The sequence below is a fragment of the Methylobacterium jeotgali genome (genome assembly GCF_022179345.1).
In the GTDB taxonomy this organism is placed as follows: domain Bacteria; phylum Pseudomonadota; class Alphaproteobacteria; order Rhizobiales; family Beijerinckiaceae; genus Methylobacterium; species Methylobacterium jeotgali.
In genome coordinates this window covers 20,469-40,107 of the sequence record NZ_BPQR01000044.1, presented here as the reverse complement: position 1 = coordinate 40,107, position 19,639 = coordinate 20,469, and the positions used below count along the sequence as shown (strand labels likewise).

At 71.9% G+C, this 19,639-nt stretch carries 19 protein-coding genes; 4 read left to right on the top strand and 15 right to left on the bottom strand.

The window, feature by feature from the left end; translation table 11 throughout:
• Nucleotides 1-192 precede the first annotated feature (192 nt).
• The 6 genes from MFF04_RS13715 to MFF04_RS13690 form a co-directional block, all read right to left on the bottom strand.
• Nucleotides 193-1,113: a 3'-5' exonuclease gene (locus MFF04_RS13715; protein WP_050735130.1), complete on the bottom strand. Its 921-nt coding sequence runs from the start codon at nucleotides 1,111-1,113 to the stop codon at nucleotides 193-195.
• A gap of 23 nt (nucleotides 1,114-1,136) precedes the next feature.
• Nucleotides 1,137-2,117: a metallophosphoesterase family protein gene (locus tag MFF04_RS13710; RefSeq protein WP_050735129.1), complete on the bottom strand. Its 981-nt coding sequence runs from the start codon at nucleotides 2,115-2,117 to the stop codon at nucleotides 1,137-1,139.
• Nucleotides 2,114-4,057, bottom strand: coding sequence for an AAA family ATPase (locus tag MFF04_RS13705; protein WP_050735128.1), 1,944 nt, complete (start codon nucleotides 4,055-4,057; stop codon nucleotides 2,114-2,116). The genes MFF04_RS13710 and MFF04_RS13705 overlap by 4 nt, the downstream gene beginning before the upstream one ends.
• 84 nt (nucleotides 4,058-4,141) lie before the next feature.
• The gene (locus tag MFF04_RS13700; RefSeq protein ID WP_050735127.1) at nucleotides 4,142-4,933 is read right to left on the bottom strand and encodes a metallophosphoesterase; all 792 of its coding nucleotides are present in this window, start codon (nucleotides 4,931-4,933) and stop codon (nucleotides 4,142-4,144) included.
• Between the two features lie 54 nt (nucleotides 4,934-4,987).
• On the bottom strand, nucleotides 4,988-5,419 hold the full coding sequence (locus MFF04_RS13695) for a hypothetical protein (protein WP_050735126.1): 432 nt from the start codon (nucleotides 5,417-5,419) through the stop codon (nucleotides 4,988-4,990).
• Between the two features lie 89 nt (nucleotides 5,420-5,508).
• Complete coding sequence (locus MFF04_RS13690) at nucleotides 5,509-6,537, bottom strand: hypothetical protein (protein ID WP_007565570.1); 1,029 nt, start codon at nucleotides 6,535-6,537, stop codon at nucleotides 5,509-5,511.
• A 758-nt stretch (nucleotides 6,538-7,295) separates the two neighbouring features.
• Here MFF04_RS13690 and MFF04_RS13685 point away from each other — a divergent pair.
• The 4 genes from MFF04_RS13685 to MFF04_RS13670 all read left to right on the top strand — a co-directional run bounded on the left by MFF04_RS13685 (nucleotide 7,296) and on the right by MFF04_RS13670 (nucleotide 10,884).
• Nucleotides 7,296-8,081 (top strand): hypothetical protein, encoded by a 786-nt coding sequence (locus MFF04_RS13685; protein ID WP_050735125.1) that lies wholly within the window; start codon nucleotides 7,296-7,298, stop codon nucleotides 8,079-8,081.
• Nucleotides 8,082-8,098: 17 nt separating this feature from the next.
• Nucleotides 8,099-8,431, top strand: coding sequence for a hypothetical protein (locus tag MFF04_RS13680; protein ID WP_050735124.1), 333 nt, complete (start codon nucleotides 8,099-8,101; stop codon nucleotides 8,429-8,431).
• Nucleotides 8,432-9,058: 627 nt separating this feature from the next.
• Nucleotides 9,059-9,373, top strand: coding sequence for an ArsR/SmtB family transcription factor (locus MFF04_RS13675; RefSeq protein WP_050735123.1), 315 nt, complete (start codon nucleotides 9,059-9,061; stop codon nucleotides 9,371-9,373).
• Nucleotides 9,374-9,561: 188 nt separating this feature from the next.
• A complete protein-coding gene (locus MFF04_RS13670; RefSeq protein WP_050735159.1) occupies nucleotides 9,562-10,884 on the top strand; it encodes a type II restriction enzyme NmeDI-related protein in 1,323 nt (440 codons plus the stop codon).
• 464 nt (nucleotides 10,885-11,348) lie between these two features.
• Here MFF04_RS13670 and MFF04_RS13665 read toward each other — a convergent pair whose 3' ends face one another.
• From MFF04_RS13665 to arsH, 9 genes are all read right to left on the bottom strand, one after another.
• Complete coding sequence (locus tag MFF04_RS13665) at nucleotides 11,349-12,467, bottom strand: DNA-binding protein (RefSeq protein ID WP_050735158.1); 1,119 nt, start codon at nucleotides 12,465-12,467, stop codon at nucleotides 11,349-11,351.
• 637 nt (nucleotides 12,468-13,104) lie between these two features.
• The gene (locus MFF04_RS13660) at nucleotides 13,105-13,839 is read right to left on the bottom strand and encodes a DUF4396 domain-containing protein (protein ID WP_050735121.1); all 735 of its coding nucleotides are present in this window, start codon (nucleotides 13,837-13,839) and stop codon (nucleotides 13,105-13,107) included.
• 8 nt (nucleotides 13,840-13,847) lie between these two features.
• On the bottom strand, nucleotides 13,848-16,289 hold the full coding sequence (locus MFF04_RS13655) for a heavy metal translocating P-type ATPase (RefSeq protein WP_050735120.1): 2,442 nt from the start codon (nucleotides 16,287-16,289) through the stop codon (nucleotides 13,848-13,850).
• An 84-nt stretch (nucleotides 16,290-16,373) separates the two neighbouring features.
• The gene (locus MFF04_RS13650) at nucleotides 16,374-16,931 is read right to left on the bottom strand and encodes a DUF305 domain-containing protein (RefSeq protein WP_238276552.1); all 558 of its coding nucleotides are present in this window, start codon (nucleotides 16,929-16,931) and stop codon (nucleotides 16,374-16,376) included.
• The gene (locus MFF04_RS13645) at nucleotides 16,928-17,260 is read right to left on the bottom strand and encodes a four-helix bundle copper-binding protein (RefSeq protein ID WP_050735119.1); all 333 of its coding nucleotides are present in this window, start codon (nucleotides 17,258-17,260) and stop codon (nucleotides 16,928-16,930) included. Before MFF04_RS13645 ends, MFF04_RS13650 begins: the two co-directional genes overlap by 4 nt.
• A gap of 371 nt (nucleotides 17,261-17,631) precedes the next feature.
• Nucleotides 17,632-18,108 carry a hypothetical protein gene (locus MFF04_RS13640; RefSeq protein ID WP_050735118.1) on the bottom strand — a complete coding sequence of 159 codons (477 nt, stop codon included), beginning with the start codon at nucleotides 18,106-18,108 and terminating at the stop codon, nucleotides 17,632-17,634.
• 94 nt (nucleotides 18,109-18,202) lie between these two features.
• A complete protein-coding gene (locus tag MFF04_RS13635; RefSeq protein WP_050735117.1) occupies nucleotides 18,203-18,415 on the bottom strand; it encodes a heavy-metal-associated domain-containing protein in 213 nt (70 codons plus the stop codon).
• 131 nt (nucleotides 18,416-18,546) lie between these two features.
• The gene (locus MFF04_RS13630) at nucleotides 18,547-18,852 is read right to left on the bottom strand and encodes a hypothetical protein (RefSeq protein WP_124262909.1); all 306 of its coding nucleotides are present in this window, start codon (nucleotides 18,850-18,852) and stop codon (nucleotides 18,547-18,549) included.
• A gap of 35 nt (nucleotides 18,853-18,887) precedes the next feature.
• Nucleotides 18,888-19,634: an arsenical resistance protein ArsH gene (gene arsH, locus MFF04_RS13625; RefSeq protein ID WP_050735116.1), complete on the bottom strand. Its 747-nt coding sequence runs from the start codon at nucleotides 19,632-19,634 to the stop codon at nucleotides 18,888-18,890.
• Nucleotides 19,635-19,639: the final 5 nt, after the last annotated feature.

The window sequence follows — 19,639 nt, the reverse complement described above, 5'->3', positions numbered from 1 at the left end:
GCATCCGTCGCACGACGGCGCTCGCGGTGGGCGTCACCGGTCCGGGCGCGGGCGCCGCCGGCCGGTCCGTTGTGCCGGCGACGCCGCGCGGCCCGGGCCCGAGACGCGGCGATTCGGACCGGGGCCCCGAGCCCGATCCGGGTGCCGCGCCCCGCGCCCTCGGGAGACGGGGCCGGGACCCGAGGGCGAGGGTCATCCGCCCCGGCGGTCCCTGTCGACGACGAACGCCGGCCGCGTGTCGGACAGGCGTCGCCAGGCGTCGAGGTAGGCGCCGAGATGCGGTCTGCGGGTCCGCTCCAGCTCCAGGTAATCCTGGAGGCCCGCGATCGCCCTGTCGTGGGCCGCGGCGTCGGTCCGCCCGGCGAGATACGCATGGCGGACGTAGATGCCGAAGGTCGTCATCGTGTCGGTCTCGCAATACGCCCGGACGCGCTCGATCTGTCCGGCTGCGACCATGTCGGCCACCAGCGACCCGTGCTCGCCGAGTTTGCCCGGCATGCCGACCAGCGCGGCGGCCTCCTCCAGGGTGAGCCGGCTGGCGCACCCGAACCCGGACATCTCGTCCATGACGTCGACGTGGGCGCCGCCGTACCGGTTGCCGTAGCTTGACCAGCGCGTGCCGCGCCGGAACCAGGCTTCCGCCGAGATGCCGTGGAGCATCGTGCGGTGGAGCAGCGTCGGCATGTCGAAGCCGCGGCCGTTCCAGGTGACGAGCCGGAACCTGCCGGAGGCGAAATGCCGCCAGAAGCCGCGCAGGATGCGGGCCTCGTCCCAGCCCGCCTCGCCGCCGCTCCTGCAGGCGGTGACCCGATATTCCTCCAGTCCCGTATCGCCGTCGCGCAGGATCTCCGCCTGCACGAAGCTGACGGCGACCACGGCGTGCCACGCGCATTTCGGAAACCTGTCCCTGGCCCACACCTCGGGCGGCGGCATCAGGGTTTCGTCCGGCACGGTCTCGATATCGACGACGAGGAGCGCGTCCGCATCGACGCCGGTTTCCGCCGCCGGCCGACGGTCGTGGCGGACGGCGGAGCGCGCGCCGGCCGCGGGTGCGCTCGCGTCGGACATGGAGGGGAGCCGAAGCCGGGGCGACGGGGAGCGGGTCTGGTGCATGGGGCGGTTCTCCGGGGCGGCTGTCAGACCAGGATCGTGCGGCTGGCGTCGAACCCGTTCGTCGGGTCGTCCGGGTCGTAGGGGTTGCTCACGACGCGCGTGCGCCCGAGCCGCAGGTCGCAGGCCTGCGGCACGTTCCCGTGGATCCAGACGGCCGGGGCGCCCCACCCCTCCATCACGGGGTCCAGGGCGGAGGCGTGCCAGCAGACCCGCCACGGGTCGAGCACGGGCCTCGCCAGGGCTGGCGGCAGGCAGGACCGGGACGGGGCGAAGGCGGTGACGACCGCGGCGCGGTCGCCCGGGCCGATGTCACGCAGGACCGGGTTCGGCATATGGCCATACAGGCCGGCACCGACGGCGACGGCGTTGAGCCCATCCTCGATGAACGCCCGCGAGCGTGCATGCGCGCCGGCCGCGTCGTGCGGGAAGAAGGGCACCCCGGGTGCGCTCGCCGCCTTGTCAGACACCGTCCAGCGGCTGCGGGCGTGCGCGCGGGCGGTCCGGGCGTTCTCGACGCCGTCCAGGGCGAAGTCGGTCCAGAGCGTCGCCCCCAGGATGATCAGGCCGGGCCGGAGCGGATCGCCGAGGCGAACGGCGCCGTCGTGGAGCACGGTGATGCCCAGCGCCGCCCCAAGCGGCACGGCCTCGGCGAGCGCCTCGCCCACGGGTTCGCCGTCGAGGTACTCCGCCGGTCCCGGGACGAGGACGACCGGCCGCCGACCCTGGCGGCCGCCGAGCGCGTCCGCAAGCCAGCGCACGGACCGGCACAGGCCGGGCGCGATCCCGCCCGGGACGAGCAAGGCGTCGAAGTCCGGCAGCGGGTCCGGCAGCACGTGCGGCGCCCGGTCAATCCTCAGGTCGGACAGGGTCCATAGACGGAACGGGACGGGCTTCGGCGGGGCGGACCGCGCCCCGGGGGCGGCCGGCACGGCGGACGGGCCTTCCGTCGGTGCCGGTGCATGCACCTCGGCCCGGGCCACCGGATCGGGAACGTGGAGCGTCACGGCTGTCCTCCGTCCTGCGCGGCGCGGTGTTGGTCCGCCTCGGCGATCAGCGCCCGGAGCGCGTCGCCCGAGACCAGGCGCCGCGCGATCAGCAGCTCGGCGACGGCCGCCACGGCGGTGCGGTTCGCCTCCATGACGGCCAAGGCCTCGCCGCTCAGCCGGTCGAGGTCGCGCTCGACCGCCCCGAGAAGGGTGGGGTCGAGCGACAGCGCGACCGCCACTTCGTGGGGGGCGCCGCGATACGCCAACCGGTCGCCGAGGCCGAGCGAGGCGTGGTTGCCGGCGAGCAGGGTCGTCACGCGCGCGAGGTCCGAGCGGCTATCGCCGCCCGCCCCGGCGCTCGGCTCCCCGAGGAACAGGATCTCGGCGGCCCGTCCGCACAGGAGCGCGACCGCGAGGCCCTCGATCTCCGCGCGGGTCGGGGACTGGCCGAGGCGGGTCGCCACGGAGGTCGCGCCGAGCGAATCCCGGCGCGGGACCAGGTCGACCTGGGCGACGCGGGCGCCGATCCGCTCGAACGCCACGGCGTGCCCCGCCTCGTGGTACGCGCTCCGACGTCGGTCCGCCGGGCTCCCTTGATCCGGCGGCGCGACGCGGCCGAGCAGGTCCTCCGGGCGCATCGGCCGTCCGGCGGCGCGCGCGGCGGCACGGGCCTCGGACACCCACCCGGCGACCTGGGCGCCGCTGGCGCCGAGCGCAAGCGCGCCGAGCGGCGCGAGGTCCATGTCGGGCACCTCGCCGTCGTCGAGGTGTTGCCGGAAGATGACCGCCAGGTCGGCGGCCGAGGGCGGCTTGATCTCGATCACCCGGCCCAGCCGTCCGGGCCTGATCAAGGCGGGATCGAGCCTATCGCCGTGGTTCGTCGCCGCGATGATGCACACCTCGGGGGCGCCGGGCGCGTTGAGCGCATCGAAACCGAGCAAAATGCTCGTGCACAAGGGGGTCCACCACTCGCGTGCGTGGTTGTCCATCGTGGCCCTATTAGGAATACTGTCAGCTTCATCTAGGAATAAAATACTCGGCGCCAGAGCGCACGCGTGCGTGTACGCGGCATCCCATGCGCGGAGCACGCCACCCAGATGTCCGTCGGATCCGGTGAACCAGGCGCCGACCGAGGTCGCGACCAGCGGCAGGCCCGCGGCCTTCGCGAGCGAGCGGACGAAAGATGATTTTCCTAGTCCCGGGGCGGAGCTGAGGGCGACGTGCCTGTCGAGCCGCTGGAACGCGGGCGCGCCGCCGGAGGCGCGCCAGGTCGCGATCTCGTCGATGAGGCGCGTGCCCCAGGCGTGGGCATCGCCGAAGCCGACCAGGGTCGCGAAATCGGGCGCCGACCCGACGGCGGGATCCGCGGTGGCCTTCGAGCGCGCCGCCGCGGCGAGGCGCGCGACGCAGGCCCGCGCCGTCGTCCCGCGCACCGCGGCGGCGATCTCGAAGAAGTCCAGCCCGCGCGCGATCCCGGGCGGCAGGGTCGGACGCCGCCCCGTGGCGGCCCGGACGACCCGCGCGATCACGGCGTCGGTCGCGCCCGGGAGCCGCACGTGCAGGTCCGCCGCGGCGACGAGGGCCGAAGGCAGGTAGCGCGCGGGCGATTGCGAGACGCCGAGCACCCGGTCGCCGCGGGCGAGCCGGTCCGCCACCCGGTCGTTTCCGCGGTCCGCACGGTCCTCGCTTCTCGAAGCGCCGGTGCGCGCCGCCACGTAACCCCACGCCGCCAGGCGCCCGCACGCCTCGCGGACCGGCTCGACCCAGTCTGCGGCCGGAACCTGGACGACGAGGGCGAAGGCGGGGTCGGCGGCGATGCGGCGGCGCTGGGCGGGCGAGAGCGCCGCTTCGAGCGCGAAGGCCGCGAGCGTCTCGGTCGCGGGACGGCGCTCGTCGGCGGCGACGTCCCCGGTCTCCGCCTCGTTCAGGTCGTCGCGCAGGAATGTCAGGTGGGGCATGGTCGCCTTGCTCCGAGGGTGGGTCGAGGTCCGGGGCCGGGTTACGGCGGGCCCGGGTCGCGGCACGCATCCGCCGGCGACGGCCTACGACGGCACCTCGACGACGCAGGCCGGGTCGAAGGCGGGGTTCTCGCCGTCGTAGCCGAGGGGGTTGCACAGGATCCGGGTCGGACCGATCCGGTGGTCGCGGCGGGCGTGGACGTGGCCGTGAAGCCAGAGGTCCGGGCGGCCGGCGGCGATGAGGCTGCCGAGGTCGCTCGCGAAGGCCGGGTTCAGCACGCTGCCGGCGAAGCCCGGGTCGAGCGAGGCACGGGCGGGGGCGTGGTGCGTGACCACGACGTGCGGTCGCGCCCGCGTGCCCGGCGGGTCGACCTCCAGCAGCGCGCGCTCCAGGAAGGCGCGGCTGGCGGCGTGCAGGGCCGCCGCGTCCCCCGGCCGGAATGTGCGCCAGCCCGGGTTGCGGGTCGTCGCGATGCAACGGTGATCGTTGAGGCCGGCCTGCGCGGCCGCCATGGCCCGCCGGCGGTTGCCCGCGCCGTCGATGCCGTAGTCGGTCCAGAGCGTGCCGCCGGAGAAGGCGACGCCGCCGATCTCGACGGTGTCGTCGTCGAGCAGGGTTACGCCGTGCCGTTCCGCGGCCCGGCGTCCGAGCGCGCGCTCCTCGTCAACGGCCGAGCCGTAGAATTCATGGTTTCCCGGCACGACTACGACCGGCATGATCGGTCGGATGGCCTGGCCCAGCCAGAGGATGGTGTCCGCCAGACCCTGGCCGACGTCGCCCGCGACGACGGCGACGTCGGCTTCGGGGATGTGCCCGGGCGTCCACGGCGCCCCCGACAGGTCGCGATGCAAGTCGCTGAAGATCCAGATCCGCACGTGATCGACTCCGGGGTTCTCGGGAACTTCTCGCTCTTCGGGATGCGGCGGCGGTCACCGCCGAGGCGGGGGGCGGCGCCCGGCCCGCCGCCTTCCGGGTCGGCCCGGACGCCCGCCGCGCACGTCCGGCGGTAGGCCGGCGAGGACGTGGGCGAGGACGGTGCGGGCCGCCGCATCGCCCCGCCAGGCGGCGACGAGCACCGTCGAGAGCGCGAGGTCCACGACGGCGGGGTCCGGTTCGGCGCGCCGCGTGAGGTCGAGCGTGACGGCGATGGCGGCCGCGGCCTCACCCCTCCGGGCCGCGGGCCAGGACCGATGATGCAGGCAGACGCCGCCGGCGAGGGCTCGGCGGACCTCCCGGATCGCGGAGGCCTCGATGTCCGGAAGCCGTGCCGTGCGCCAGAGCGCGAGCGGATGGCTTCCCGCGGGCGGCTCGCGGCGCGGGAGGGTCCGGTCGCGGGGATGGGAATCGTCGCTCGCGCGCATGCGTCCTCCGGGCTCGTGACGGGCAAGACGGACCCGCTCCCGCGCGCCGAGGCGCGCGGGCGGGGTTCGTTCGGACGGGATGGCGGTGGCTAGTGCCGGTCGAGGCGCTCGGCGCCCGTGTCGGGTTGGCCCAGGACGAAGTACCTCGACAGGGTGCGCGCCCAGCGCCGGCCATCGGAGGCGTACAGATCGCTGGTGGTGATGCGGCGGCCGTCGGGGAAGTTCGGATGCCCGTGGACCTCGCCGGTGAGCACCCTCACGGACCGGGTGGAGGCCCGCCACCGCTCAAGGCGCGGGGCGCCGTGCAGGTCCTCCCGCGTCGGCTTGACCTGGTCGCGGATCCCCTGGAGCTCGTCGGCGAGGTCGCGCAGCCGGTCGCCGGCCTCGCGCTCGTCCGGCGCCCGAGCCTGTTCGACGTCGACACCGAGGTTCGCGGCGAACGCGGCGGGGTCGACCTCGGCGGCGTGCGGGTTCGCGGCGGCGGCGCGCAGGGCGGCGAGCAGCGTGACGGAGGCCCCGAGGCTGCGGCTCGTGCGATCCCCTTCGGCGATGCGCTGTGCCTCCCCGCGGCCGAACGCCGGCACGACCGTCGGCAGGGTCCGGACACGGCCTCGACCCGGCACGAGCGCCTCGTGCCCACGCATGACGCGGCCGAACGCGTCGGCAGCGGCGGCTCCGCCGCTGCGCCCGCACCCGAGGAGCCAGGGCGGCGAGACCACGTCCAGACCGAAATCCTCCGACGGGTTCATGCCCGCGAGCGCCGACGCCGCGGCATGCTCCTCGAAGGGGGTCGGGCCCACCGGCAGCACCGGCGCGTCGATGCGCGCCCTCAGCCCGAGGTTCCCCAGGCACGCCGCCGGCAGGTCGAGGACGAGATCGTCGTCCCGCCCCACGGCCTCGGCCGCGATCTCTCCCGCCTCCCGTGCGTCGCGCGCCTCGCGCTCGCTGACGGTGAGGCCCTCCTCCGTGACCGTCCGGCCCGGCAACGGGGCCTCCTCGGGGAACCTGACGCGCAGGAGCGTGACGGGGCGGCCGAGAACGCCATAGGCGTCGGCGAGGAGGAGCGCGGCGTAGGCGGCATGGGTCCGGCCAGCGGAACCGAAGAAGGCAGAGATCAAGGGCAATCTCCATGACGGAATCCGGACGCCGGCGCGCCCGGTGGAATGGCCACCGGGCGCGCGACGTCGGACACGTTGTGATTGATCCGTGAATCTTAAGGCAAAAGAGCGGAAATGAACAGCATAATCTGACTATTATCAAGAGCCATATTTTCGGGATGGTTAACGGCGTCGTGGCATATAGTCTTGGGCGCTTCGGATTACTTACGCATACGCGCGAGGTGGACCGGCGTGACGGTGCCGGAGGTACGCTTCCTGCGACCGGCACGGGGCCCCGTGTGACACGTCCGGACCGCGCCCGGCGACCCGAGCGGCGACCTGCGGTCGAAGCCGGCCGGTGCTTGGATCCCCACGCCCCATGCCGTCGTCGCGCAGATGACCCGCTGCGCCCCTGAGAGCCGGGCTTGACCGACCGCCGTGACCGCCGGTTCGGCGCGACGGTCGCCCGGTCAGCACCGATGCCGGGACGAGCCGGCGGCCGGGTCGCAAGGGGGGACCACGCCTCAGGCAGTTCAGGAATTGACGGGTGCGGATCTCGCGGGCGCTGACGGACGCGACAAGGGGCCGTGCCCGCGGCCCGGCCCCGAGGAGGGCGGGACGCCGACGGCGGTCGGCACGAGCGCGGGACCGCGCGACGCGCGATAGACAGTGCGCCGGGAGCGACCAGGGATCCGATAACCAGTAATTTCTGTATTTCTAGACTTACAGAAATACAGATGGCAAGATTCCCTCGATGCATCGGCCCAAAGGAGGACGCCGTGATCGCGACCATCCATTCCAACGACCGCACCGGCCTCCTGGCCGCAGCGTTGGTGGCCGGCGGCCTGACCGCCGCCGGCTCCCGTCCCACCGTCGTCGCCGTCGGCGCCAACGGCGCCCAGGCCTGTGGCCTGGCACGCCTCTCGGGTTCGTTCGACCTGCTCCGCCCCGATCCCGGCGACGCGGCGGCCGTCCTGTCGGGACTGGCGGCACGGTCGGAAGGCGACGTGATCGCCGTCCTGCCGACGGACCTGCTTCGCGAGGGCGGTCCGGGCGAACCCGGGCACCTTCGCGTCGTGGCCACGGCGTGCCGGCTGACCGCGGCCCAGGCCCTGCACGCGACCGCGTCGGGGGCGTGGCACCTTCGCTGCGACAGCGGGCTCGGCCAGCCGGCCTGGCGGATCGCCCCGCGCGTCCTGCCCCTCCGGCTGCCGAGGCTCTCGCCGCTGGAACAGATGCGGCTGCTCGCGGGAGATCTCGGCGGCGGCATGCGGTACGCGGCGGTCGCGCTCGCCGCCACCCTCCTCGCCGTCTCGGCGGATCCGGACGCCGAGCGCTTCGAGGCGGGTGACCTGGCCGCGCTCATGTCGCCGCTTTCCCCGGCCCGGGACCGTGCCCTGCACGAGCGGCTCCTCGACTGCGCTGCCGCCCTGGCCGACCCGGTTCTCCGAGACGCCCCCGTCGGCACCGCCGAGGCCGCGGGCGACCGAATCCGCAAAGCCCGCCCGACGCCGGTGGCGACCGCTCGCCTCCGCGCAACGCAACCCGCCCGCCTTCGCGCCTGACGGAAAGGACCAGAGCGATGATCAACCGCACGAAACCGAACCGCCTCTCGCCAGCGCCCCGGCCGCGCGTCGCCTCGCCCGGGACCGCTCGTCCCGGTCGCTCCGGAAGCGCCCGCCGGGCGCGCGCCGGGGCGGGCTTCTCCCGCGCCCGGATCGGACAGGGCGACCTCTCCCGCGACCGGGCGCCGACGGCGCCCCCGCACCGGGACGCGAACCCCTACGAGGCGTTCTACGCCTTGTCGGCGGACGGTGTCGGCCTGCTCGACCCCGGTTTCGACGACTGGGACTTGGACCCGTGCGTCCTCGTCGGGCTGTCGCCGTACCGCGGCGACGAGCCGGACGACGCGTGACCGCTTCCCGGGGCCCCACGGCGAGGGCGCCCGGGGGATGCGAGCCGGCACGGACCGGCTTCCGCGTCGCAGCGGGAGCCGGCGCACGGCGAAGGACCGGCTTTCGGAGCCTCAGAAATCGTCTCGGACGCGGCGTCTCGGCGAACGCGTAGCGGGTATCGTTATGCGTGACGCGTTACGGGCGTCGACCCTTCGGCTTGATCGGGAAGCCGGGACACGGGGTTGTGGCATGGTCGGGGAGCGGTCGGTCGAGCCGCCCAGGTTGTCTCCGGGAGGGACGAGGCGACGCCGCATCGAGGATGCCGCGCCGCGGCCGGACGCCCCGGCAGGCGGAGGCACCGGAGGTGGTTCGGGTCCGCCGGGCGTGCCGGAGGATGGAGCCGGTCACCGTTGTCACGCGCCTCGCGACCGGTCTCGGCGCCGGTGCCGATGCATCCGCTGCCCCACGGCACCGCGCCGCGCTGATGGGGCGGGACTGGCGAGCGTGCAGGGACGCAGCGGCCGGTCACGAGGGAGCGGAACCTCCGTGCGTCGGCGCGCGCGGTCGGACGCCCATGCCGCGGCCATAGTTCTAGATATACAGAAATAAGGGTTGCGCACCCCGTGCCGCGTCTCCATGGTGCTTCCATGGAGCTCGAACTCGCGGCACGACAGTTGGAGGCCCTCGGCAATCTGACCCGCCTGAGGGTGTACCGTACGCTCGCGCGGGCGGGCCGAGACGGCCTGCCGGTCGGTGCCCTCCAGCGGCGCGTCGATGTCCCGGCCTCGACGCTCTCCCATCATCTCCACCGTCTGATCCAGACCGGTCTGGTCGCCCAGGAACGCCAAGCCACGACACTGGTCTGCCGGGCGGTCGATCCGGCGATGAACGCCCTGATCGGCTTCCTCGATGAGGGTGGGCATCGGGAGCGGTCGGCCGGTCCCGCGTCGATGTCGGCCTGATCGACCGTTGTCCGCGACCGGGCATGCAACCTTCGCTCGACCGGCGCCGTTCCGACCGCCGCGACCCGTCCGGGCCCGCGCGGCCTTGCCCGGCGGAGGCGCGCCGCTGAGACTTGCCGACGACAGCGCCGATCGGGGCGGCGATGGTATGCTCCGGCCCGAATCCGGATTTTGGGAATGCCGCGCCGATGCGCCTGACGGAAGAGACCGGGACGGATCACCGCCCCTCGGACGAGGCCTGGATCGGCAACCTGATCCGGCATTGGCGCGAGGACCCCGGCGCCTCCTATCGGACCTGGTTCCTGTGGGAGGAGCGCATCAAGAACTTCCGCTCGATCCGGCGCGGCCTCCAGGCGGTGATAGACGAGATCCGGGCCGACGCGTTCGGCAACGCCTATCGCGGCTCGTCCTTGGAAACGGTGGTCCACTCCATCGCGGAGCAGCGCCAGGTCTTCAAGGGCGCCGACCACGCATTCCTCTGGAAGCCTAAGCTGCGCATCCCCGACATCTACGAAGACCGCGCCAACCAGGTTGCGTTCGGCCGGTTCCTCGACGCCTGCCTGTGCTGCAGTGCAGAGGACGGGGTGCTGGCCGCCATCCACGGCCTCGACCGGCAACGCATCAAGGGGCTGGGTCCGGCCGCGGCGAACCTGCTGTACTTCCTGCACCCCACACTTGTGCCCCCGTTCAACACGGCCATCGTGAAGGGCTACAACGCCATCGCCGGCGCCAATGTGAAGCTCGGCAAGTGGGACGAGTACCTCGCCATGCGCCGGGGCATCGTCGCCCTCAACGCCGCCCATCGCGGCCTGCTCTCCAACGATTACGGCGCCATCGCGGGCTTCCTGTTCGACGTCGGGTCCGGGCGATACCCGCTGCCGGAGCGCGACGGGGCCGCCGCGCTGGCGCGCTGGCGCGAGGATCTCGACCGAGTGCGGGCGGAGGCCGCGGCCACGGCCTCCAAGGCGGCGCTCGCCGCGCGTGAGGCGGACCACACCCACACCGAGGTCCAGGGCTGGCTGCGCGACCTCGGCCTCGCCCTCGGCTTCGACGTCTGGATCGCGTCGAACGACGGCAACCGCCCCTATGCCTCCGGCCGCCTGTCCGACGGCTGCCTCGACCGCCTGCCCGGGCGGCTGACGGCGAATGGGTCGGCCGAGATGGTCCGGCTCATCGACGTGATCTGGCTGGACAAGGCGGACGGCGACGTCGCGGCCGCCTTCGAGGTCGAGCACACGACGAGCATCTACTCGGGCATCGTGCGGATGCTCGACCTGGCGCTCGGGGTCGAGGGCGGGGCCGCGCGCAACTTCTTCCTGGTGGCGCCCGACAACCGCGAGGAGGACGTGCGCGCGCAGTTCGCCCGGCCCGCCTTCTCGCGGGTGGCCGAGCTCGACCTGCGCTACCTGCCCTACAGCGAGCTGCGCGGGCACCGGGAGACGATCGCCCGCTTCGGGAGCGGCCTGAAGGGCGTGCTCGCCATCGCTAAGCCCGTCGGGCGTCCGCGCTGACCCCGGTGACCGGCGCGACGAAGCCGGCCGGAGGGATTCGGTCGTCATTCCAGCGGCTGGCCGAGAGCGTCCGGAGGTCGCGCAACCGCATCGGCCACTATCGCGCCGTCCTCGACGAGGGACCGACCAACCACCACGCCGACGCCCTGGACCCGATCCGCTGGTGCCGTCCGACCATCGCGCGATGGGCGAGCACCGTGTCACGGGTGGCCGCCGTCGTCATCGGGCGTCCAGCCGCGGGCGCGGGTTCCGAGGGCGCCGGACCGCACGCGCGGATCCCGACGGTCACCGAAGACGTTCGCGGCGCGGCCGATGTTCCGCCGTCGGCCGGGATGCCGGTGGCCCCACGACAACGAACTCCGCCGGTGCGGCCGGACCCCGCGGCGTAGCCTTCGAGCGGGCGTCGGATAAGTCGGCTGTCGCGTCGCGGTGGCCCCGCTCGCCGCGGGCCTCGGCCGCGGGCGTCATCCGGCCCTCGCCGCCGGGGCCTCGGCCGGGCTCTCACCGTCCCAGGGAGCCTCGCCCACGAGGGCGGCGAAGCGCTCGTCCGGGAGTTCCTCGAACGGCCTCCGCTCCGCTATGCGCTGGCGCAGCTTCCACCGGAGCAGCCGGGGCGTGATCCTCTGGAAGCGCCCCGTCGCCGCGACCAACTCAGGATCCAGGCCGCCGAGGATGCCTTCCGCCGTCTGTGCCCCGCCTCTGGCGAGAAGGGCGTGGACCTCCCGCATGAACAAGCGCCAGAACGGCCGCTTTCCCATCGCCGCGACCGCCTCGGCGAGTGGCGGCTCGGGCGTCGCCGCGACGTCCGGCTCGGGCTCGGCCAGCCCGAACCGATGGCCGACGAGGGTCAGCCCGTTGCCGTCCTGCACCAGGCGCAGGAGGTGATAGCGCAGCCACGCCTCGGTGAGCGGGAAACCCGCCCGCTCGCCCTCCTGCTTGAGCCGGGTCGGGAGCGCTCTCAGGAGCGGGTGGACCGCCATGGGGCCGCGTTGGCGCACCGCCGCTTCGACCGCGTCCCGCACCTGCCCCCAGAAGTCGTTCGCCTCTCGCGCCAGCTTGAGCCCGTGCGCGGTATCGACAAACCCGGGCCCGGCGCGACCCTGCGCGAGGGAGTCCGCCTCTCCCGCGGCGGAAACGGGCGGCGCGGCCCCGCCGGCCTGAGTGCCGACGGCCCGCACCCGGTCGAGCTCGACCTGCAACGCCGCGACCCGCTCCTCCAAGAGATCGACCCGGTCCAGCGCCTCGTCGAGCAGATCCCTCGCCGCGGCCCTGCAATCCTCGGCTCCGACGAAGTCCGCCAGACCCGCCCGGGCCGCTTCGACCCGGGCCAACTCAAGCAGCTCCCGCCCGATCACCGTAAGCCGCCTCTCGAACGCCTCCGGCAGGTCCGCCCGTTCGATGGCCGGCCGGTAGTCCTCCCTGTCCTTCCACTTCCTGAGCTCGCGAGCGATGTCGCCGAACGACCCGCCGCCGAGCTCCCTCCGGACCGTGCGGACCGAGACCCGCTCCTTGGTGCCACCGGGCGGTGCCGGCCTGGCCCGTATCCGATCCGCGGCTGTCCAGACCCCGTTCTCCGTCACCATGCCCGCCATCCCAAGCCGTTACCGGTATCATCGCCGCGAGCGGTGAAGAAACGGTCGCGGTCCGCGTGGAGGCTCGGTGTGGGCGCGAGCGCGAGCCGGACCCGAAGGCGACCGGACAGATAGGCCGCGGGAGGCCTTCGGATTGAGGAACGCCCGGTCGGCGAACGCCCCCATCGTGTAACGCGTACGCATAACGTTACCCGTTATGCGTACGCCTCGGAGTCGCGTGCCAACCGCCGGCGGCAGCAGCCGCCATCCCGCCTTGAGCCGCCGGAAACCTCGCTACCACCGAAGACGTACTTCGTCGGCCTGCCTCGCCGCACTACGAAGCCATTCAGGACCGTCGCGGCCGACCAGAAGGTGATCCTGTCGGCCCGTACGCAGGGGCCTCACCGAGGTGCGGCGGCCCGCGAGATCTCGGCACGGGACGGCAGGGGCGCCCATGCTCTTATCCAAGTGCGGTTGCTGCGGGCGGACGGTTCGCACCGACGCGACGAGGTGCCCGAGCTGTCGCGCCGCAACCGGGGCGGGCATGCGCCCTTCCCCGAACGAGGCGGCATACCGGATCTGCATGCTCGCGGACGCGTGCGCCGTCCTCTTCTGGCTCCTCGTGATCCGCCGATAGGCGCGGACCGGCCTACATCCGCTCCTTGATGCCGGAGCCGACGAGCCACCAGTTCACCGGGTAGCTGGTCAGGAATCCCGCCACCATCGCGACCTGCATGGCGAACCAGAACTCGACCGAGTTCACCGGGGCGCGCTGGCCGGCCCAGTGCGGGAACAGGAAGAATTGGGCGAACGCCATGAAGCCGTACATGCCGACCTGCCAGGCGATCAGCGAGACGGTGTCCGCCTTCACGGCCGCCACCAGACCCTCGCCGGGGGATAGCCCGCGCATCGGCACGATGGCGTAATACTGGAACGCGATCCCGAGCGCGTACGCGAACACGAAATCCAGGACCCAGACCGCGTACATCTTCTCATCGAAGAGGGAGTGCCAGCCGAACCAGACGGCGACGGCCGGCACCACGAAGGCGAGCCACTCGGCGGCGACATCGCCCAGCAGGCAGCCGCTGCCGCAGTGGAGCGCACCCTTGCCGACCATCACCGGGAAGGGCATCCCCGTCGTGTTCGGCGGCTTCTCGCCCCGCTCCTTCGCGTCGTGGTGCGCCTCCATGGTCGCGAGCCGGCCGTAACTGAAATAGGCCCAGACCACGACCACCGTCCCGAACAGGGCGCTGATCGGCCAGACCACGTTCATCACGGTCATGTGCTGCGGGTGACGGATCACCTGCGCCGACAGCAGCAGCGAGCAGGCCGCCCCGAGCAGCAGCGCGGCGATCGAGATGGCATGGAGCCAGGTCGGGAACATGCGCGCTCCTAGCGGGCCGAGGAAGGGTCGAGGTTGGCCGCCCGCAGGCGCAGGGCATTGCCAATGACGCTCACCGAGGAGAGCGCCATGGCGGCCGCGGCGATGACCGGCGAGAGCAGGATGCCGAGGAACGGGTAGAGGATGCCCGCCGCCACGGGCACGCCCGCGGCGTTGTAGATGAAGGCGAAGAACAGGTTCTGGCGGATGTTGCCCATCACCGCCCGCGACAGCCGCCGTGCCCGCACGATGCCGAGGAGATCGCCCTTCAGCAGGGTCAACCCGGCGCTCTCGATGGCGACGTCCGTCCCGGTGCCCATGGCGATGCCGACATCCGCCGCCGCGAGCGCCGGGGCGTCGTTCACGCCGTCGCCGGCCATCGCGACCACCTGCCCGGCCGCCTTGTGGCGCTCGACCACCGCAGCCTTCTGGTCGGGCAACACCTCCGCCTCGACCTCTTCGATGCCGAGCCGGCGTGCCACCGCCTCGGCGGTGGTGCGGTTGTCACCGGTCAGCATCACCACCCGGATGCCCTCGGCCCGAAGCGCCGCCAGCGCCTCGGCCGTCGTGGCCTTGACCGGGTCGGCGATGGCGATGACGCCGGCCACCCGGCCATCGACGCCGGCGAAGATCGCCGTCGCGCCGTCACGCCGGAGTTCGTCGGCTTCGGTCGCATGGGTCGATACGTCGACCCCTTGCTCCTGCAGGAAGGCGGCGTTGCCCAGCGCCACGCGGCGGCCCTCAACGGTGCCGAGCGCGCCCTTCCCGGTCGGGCTGTCGAAATCCGCGACGGGGCCGGTCGCGATCCCGCGCTTCCCGGCGGCCGCCACGATGGCCAGGGCGAGCGGGTGCTCGCTCGCCCGCTCGACGCTCGCCGCGAGGCGCAGGAGCGTGTCCTCGTCGAACCCGGCCGCCGCCACGACCCGCGTCACGGCCGGCTTGCCTTCGGTCAGGGTGCCGGTCTTGTCGACCACAAGAGTCGTGACCCGCTCCATCCGCTCCAGTGCCTCCGCATTCTTGACGAGCACCCCGGCCCCGGCGCCGCGACCGACGCCGACCATGATCGACATCGGCGTCGCGAGACCGAGCGCGCACGGGCAGGCGATGATCAGCACCGCCACCGCGGCGAGGAGCGCGAAGGTGAAGCGCGGCTCCGGCCCGAACGCCATCCAGGCGGCGAAGGCCAGCGCCGCCACGCCAATGACCGCCGGCACGAACCAGCCCGCGACTTGATCGGCGAGGCGCTGGATCGGGGCCCGCGAACGCTGCGCCTCGGCCACCATCTGGACGATGCGCGCCAGCATGGTGTCGCGCCCGACCCTGGTCGCCTCGACCACGAGCGAGCCGGACTGGTTGAGGCTGCCGCCGATCACCGCGCCGCCGACCTCCTTGGTGACGGGCATCGATTCCCCCGTCACGAGGCTCTCGTCGACGGCGCTGCGGCCCTCCACCACCGCGCCGTCGACCGGGACCTTCTCGCCGGGGCGCACGCGCAGCCGGTCGCCGATGGCGATGGCATCGAGCTGCACCTCCTCGTCCTCGCCGTCGGGCCGGATGCGGCGGGCGGTTTTCGGCGCGAGGTCGAGGAGCGCCCGCAGCGCGCCGCCGGTGCTCTCGCGGGCGCGAAGCTCCAGGACCTGTCCGAGCAGCACGAGCACGGTGATCACCGCCGCCGCCTCGAAGTAGGCCGGCACCGCCCCGCCGTGCCCGCGTAGCGCTTCCGGGAACAGCCCCGGGGCAAGGGTCGCCACCACGCTGTAGAGGTAGGCCGTGCCCGTCCCGAGGGCGACCAGGGTGAACATGTTCAGGTTCCGAGACAGGACGGAGTGCCAGGCCCGAACGAAGAAGGGCCAGCCGGCCCAGAGCACCACCGGGGTGGCGAGCGCGAACTGGATCCAATTCGAGGTCTGCTGCCCGAGCCGTTCGGTCAGGCCGAAGAGGTGCCCGCCCATCTCCAGCACGAACACCGGCAGGGTCAGGACCAGCCCGACCCGGAACCGGCGGGTCATATCGACGAGCTCCTCGCTGGGGCCGTCGTCGGCGCCGACCATCGCCGGCTCAAGCCCCATGCCGCAGATCGGGCATGCCCCGGGGCCGACCTGCCTGATCTCCGGGTGCATCGGACAGGTGTAGATCGAGCCTTCCGGCACCGGGTCGGACTTGGCTGCGGACTGGCCGGGGTCGAGGTAGCGGACCGGCTCGGCCACGAACTTCGTCCGGCAGCCGTTCGAGCAGAAGTAGTAGGGATGCCCGTCGTGCTCGGCCCGGTGCTCGGTCGCGTGCGGGTCGACCATCATCCCGCAGACCGGGTCCTTCACGCGGGACGCACCCGCGTCATCCGCGGCCATGCCGGCATGGTCGTGCGCATGGGAAGCGACGGAGTGGTCATGCCCGTGTCCTTCGGAGCAGGCGCGGGCCGCCGGGGCGAGATGCGTTTTCGACGAATTGCTCATGACCGGTCCCTCCGCGCGACTTCGATCTCCGCGGCCCGCGAGAGCGGACGCGATTTGGGCCGCGGACAAGTGGTTCTCTCAGGCTTACTGCTTGCCTTCCTTACGGGCGTTCTTGTCGAGCCAGGCAGTGAGCTCCTTGATGCTCTTCTCCTGTTCCTGGATGCTCTTCTCGGCGATCTTCTTAGCCTCGGGATTGTCGCCGTTCCTCAGGCCGACCTGGGCCATGGCGATGGCGCCCATGTGATGCGGGATCATCGCGCAGATCCAGGCGACGTCGGGGTCGCCGGCCATCATGCCTTCCATCATCGGGCCGTTCATCTGCATCATGGCGTGCTGCAGGCCCTTCTGGGTGTCGGTCGCCTGACCGGACATGCCCTGCATCGCCATCGACATGTGGCCCTGCATGTCCTTCATCGAGGACTCCTTGCCGGCCGACGCCGCCTTGCAGGTTGCGGGCAGCTCGAACGACGGGGCCTGCATGGAGCCGTGGTCGTTGGAGCCATGGTCGTTATCCGCGGCGAGGGCCGCGCCGATGCCGGTCAGCGCCAGGGTCATCGCGAGTGTCAGGGTACGAACGTTCATGATCATCTCCTCCAATTGATCAATCGGGACGGCCGGCTCGGCCGCCCCGTCAGGGTTCAAGCGGTCATTTTCCGGCAGGTCTCGGCACACCGGCGGCACTGCGCGACGCAGTCCTGCATGTCGCCGACCGCCTCACAGCTCCGCGCGCAGGCCTCGCAGACCTCGGCGCAGGCTCGACAGGTGTGCGTGTGCTCGGGCAGGCCGATCAGCATGAAGTGCGCCGAGGTTCGGCATATTTCCGCGCAGGCCATCATCAGGCGAAAATGCTCCGGCTCGACGTGCTTGCCGCCGGCGGGGAGACAGTGGTTGGAGGCCATGCCAAGGCAGCTTTGATAGCAGCGCAGGCACTCGTCGATGCAAGATTGCATCTCGCCAGACATTTTGTGCATCCTTGTTCTCCTTAAGTTGATGGGTGCTGCCATAAGTTCAGCAAATACATAGACGTAATTTGCGTTTTTGCTGAATTGCGATCAGATCCATAACCATATTCGTCGGATTACGTTCAATTTATTGTCTATAATATTTCTGTATGTCTAGGCGCGGGTCTGCAATGAGGGCACGCGGCGGCGAGGCTCGTCGAGGCGTCGCCGACCTTGTGCTGAGCGTGGGCGAGCATCCCGCTGAGACAGCGGCAGAGGGACCCTACGTCAGCGGCGCCGGATCAACGCGAGATGAGAGATGGGCCTCGCCACGGGATAGTCGGTGCACGCCACGACTGCGGTCGCACCTCGGGCGTCGCGCGCCTCGGGCGCGCCTCATCTCACGCGAGGGTTCGTGGGGGCTTGCGCAGCGCCTCGGGAGCGATACCCGCGCGTCCGGCGACATTATCCGGGATTAACATGGCCGCCCGAAACATGGGCATGGCGGGTGATGCGGGTCCGGCAAAAACACCGAATGTGCCGCCCACCGTCGTCCCACAGCAGCGTCGCTTGCAGGGGCCGGGGCAGCAGCATCGGTCGGCATCGACCGCCCGAACGGATGCCGTCGACTTGCCGGTGGTCACGCGTAGGCGAGGCGCGGTCAACAGCGTCACCGCCAACTCGGCGATGCCCGACGCCTTGTCGAGACCCGGGTTCGCCGCGGGAAGGGACGCCGTGGCGGCATCCGAGACCATGCGACCGCGGTGGCCGCAGTGGACGTGCCCCTCGTGAGCCTGGACGGCGGACGGCGCGACATGGGCGATGATCGCGAGGATCATCGCCGCCATCAGACGCACGATATGCCGGTCGAAACCCATGCCGGTCGCCAACCTCGGCCCAAACGTAGGGACGGCGTCGTCCCTGGGACGTGAATGCGCGCATTCGGGTTTGGTTGCGGCTCGTCCCCCCGACTCACGCCGTCGGGCTCAGCGGCTCGGCGGGGAAGCCTGCGGCGACTATGGTCTCGGCAATGCGGTCCGCAGGGCCGGTCGCGCCGGACACGGTCACGAGCTTGGCCCCGAGGTCCACCTCGACCAGGGCGCCCGGCTCGATGCCGGCGATGGCCCGGGTCACGGACTTGGCGCAGCCTCCGCAACCCATCCTGTCGACCTTGTAGCGGTACATGACGCTCTCCCTGTGGTGGCGTCCCGCACAGATGGGGCTTCCCATGGTGGGAAGGTCAAGGGTCGCGGAATGCCTCCCGCCAGGTGGGAATGGCGTCGATTCGGGCGGGCGCCCAGGTCGGGGCCGACGTGTTAGGACACCGTGCGGATGATCGCGGCGAACTTGCCGACGGTCATTTGCGTGCGGTCGCCCTCGGTCACGTCCCGGAGAGGATGAGGGTATCCGATCAAGCTTCCGGGCTTGCGCCGCGTTCGAGGGCGGCGAACCGTTCGGCCTTCACCTCGGCGACGTGGCAGCCGCGTTGGATCGTCCGCCTGGCGTGACTGAACACCCATGGGCGTCTCCGGCTGCGTATCGCAGGCAGCGCGCAGGGCACCCAGCGGTATGTCGCTGGCGGCGGCCGGTGCCATCGTGTGCGGGCGTTCAAGGGTCAGCATCGGCATGCTCCTCGGGTTGTTTCCCGGGACTGGTCTCAGCGCTTCACAAAGCCAATGTCGGCGGCCACCGCGCTCAGCCGCTCCGGCGCGCGCTCCTTCCGCTCGCTGTAGCGGTCCACCAGGTAGTCGGCCCGCTCTCGGGTCAGGAGCGTGAACTTCACCAGCTCCTCGCACACGTCCACGACCCGCTCGTAGAGCGGCCCCGGCTTCATCCGGCCCGCGTCGTCAAACTCCTTGTAGGCCATCGGCACGGACGATTGATTCGGGATGGTGATCATCCGCATCCAGCGGCCGAGCACGCGCAAGGCGTTCACGGCGTTGAAGCTCTGCGAGCCGCCGGAGACCTGCATCACGGCAAGGGTGCGCCCCTGGGTCGGCCGCACGCTGCCCTCGCTCAAGGGCAGCCAGTCGATCTGACTTTTCATCACGCCGGTCAGGGTACCGTGCCGCTCCGGTGAGACCCACACCTGGCCCTCGGACCAGATCGAGAGATTGCGCAGCTCCTGCACCTTTAAGTGGTCGGCGGTCGCATCGTCCGGCAGGGGCAGGCCGTCCGCGTGGAAGATCCGCACCTCGCCGCCCATGGCTTCGAGGAGCCGGGCGGCCTCGTACGCGAGGCAGCGGCTGAACGAGCGCTCCCGCAGCGAGCCGTAGAGGATCAGGAAGCGGGGCGCATGGGTGAACGGCGCCGCCGCGTCTAGGCTGTCGCGGGTCGGCACCTCGAAATGCGCTTGGCTGAGGTTCGGCAGGCCATCTTTGAAGGGCTGGCTGAGCTTGTCCAAGGGAC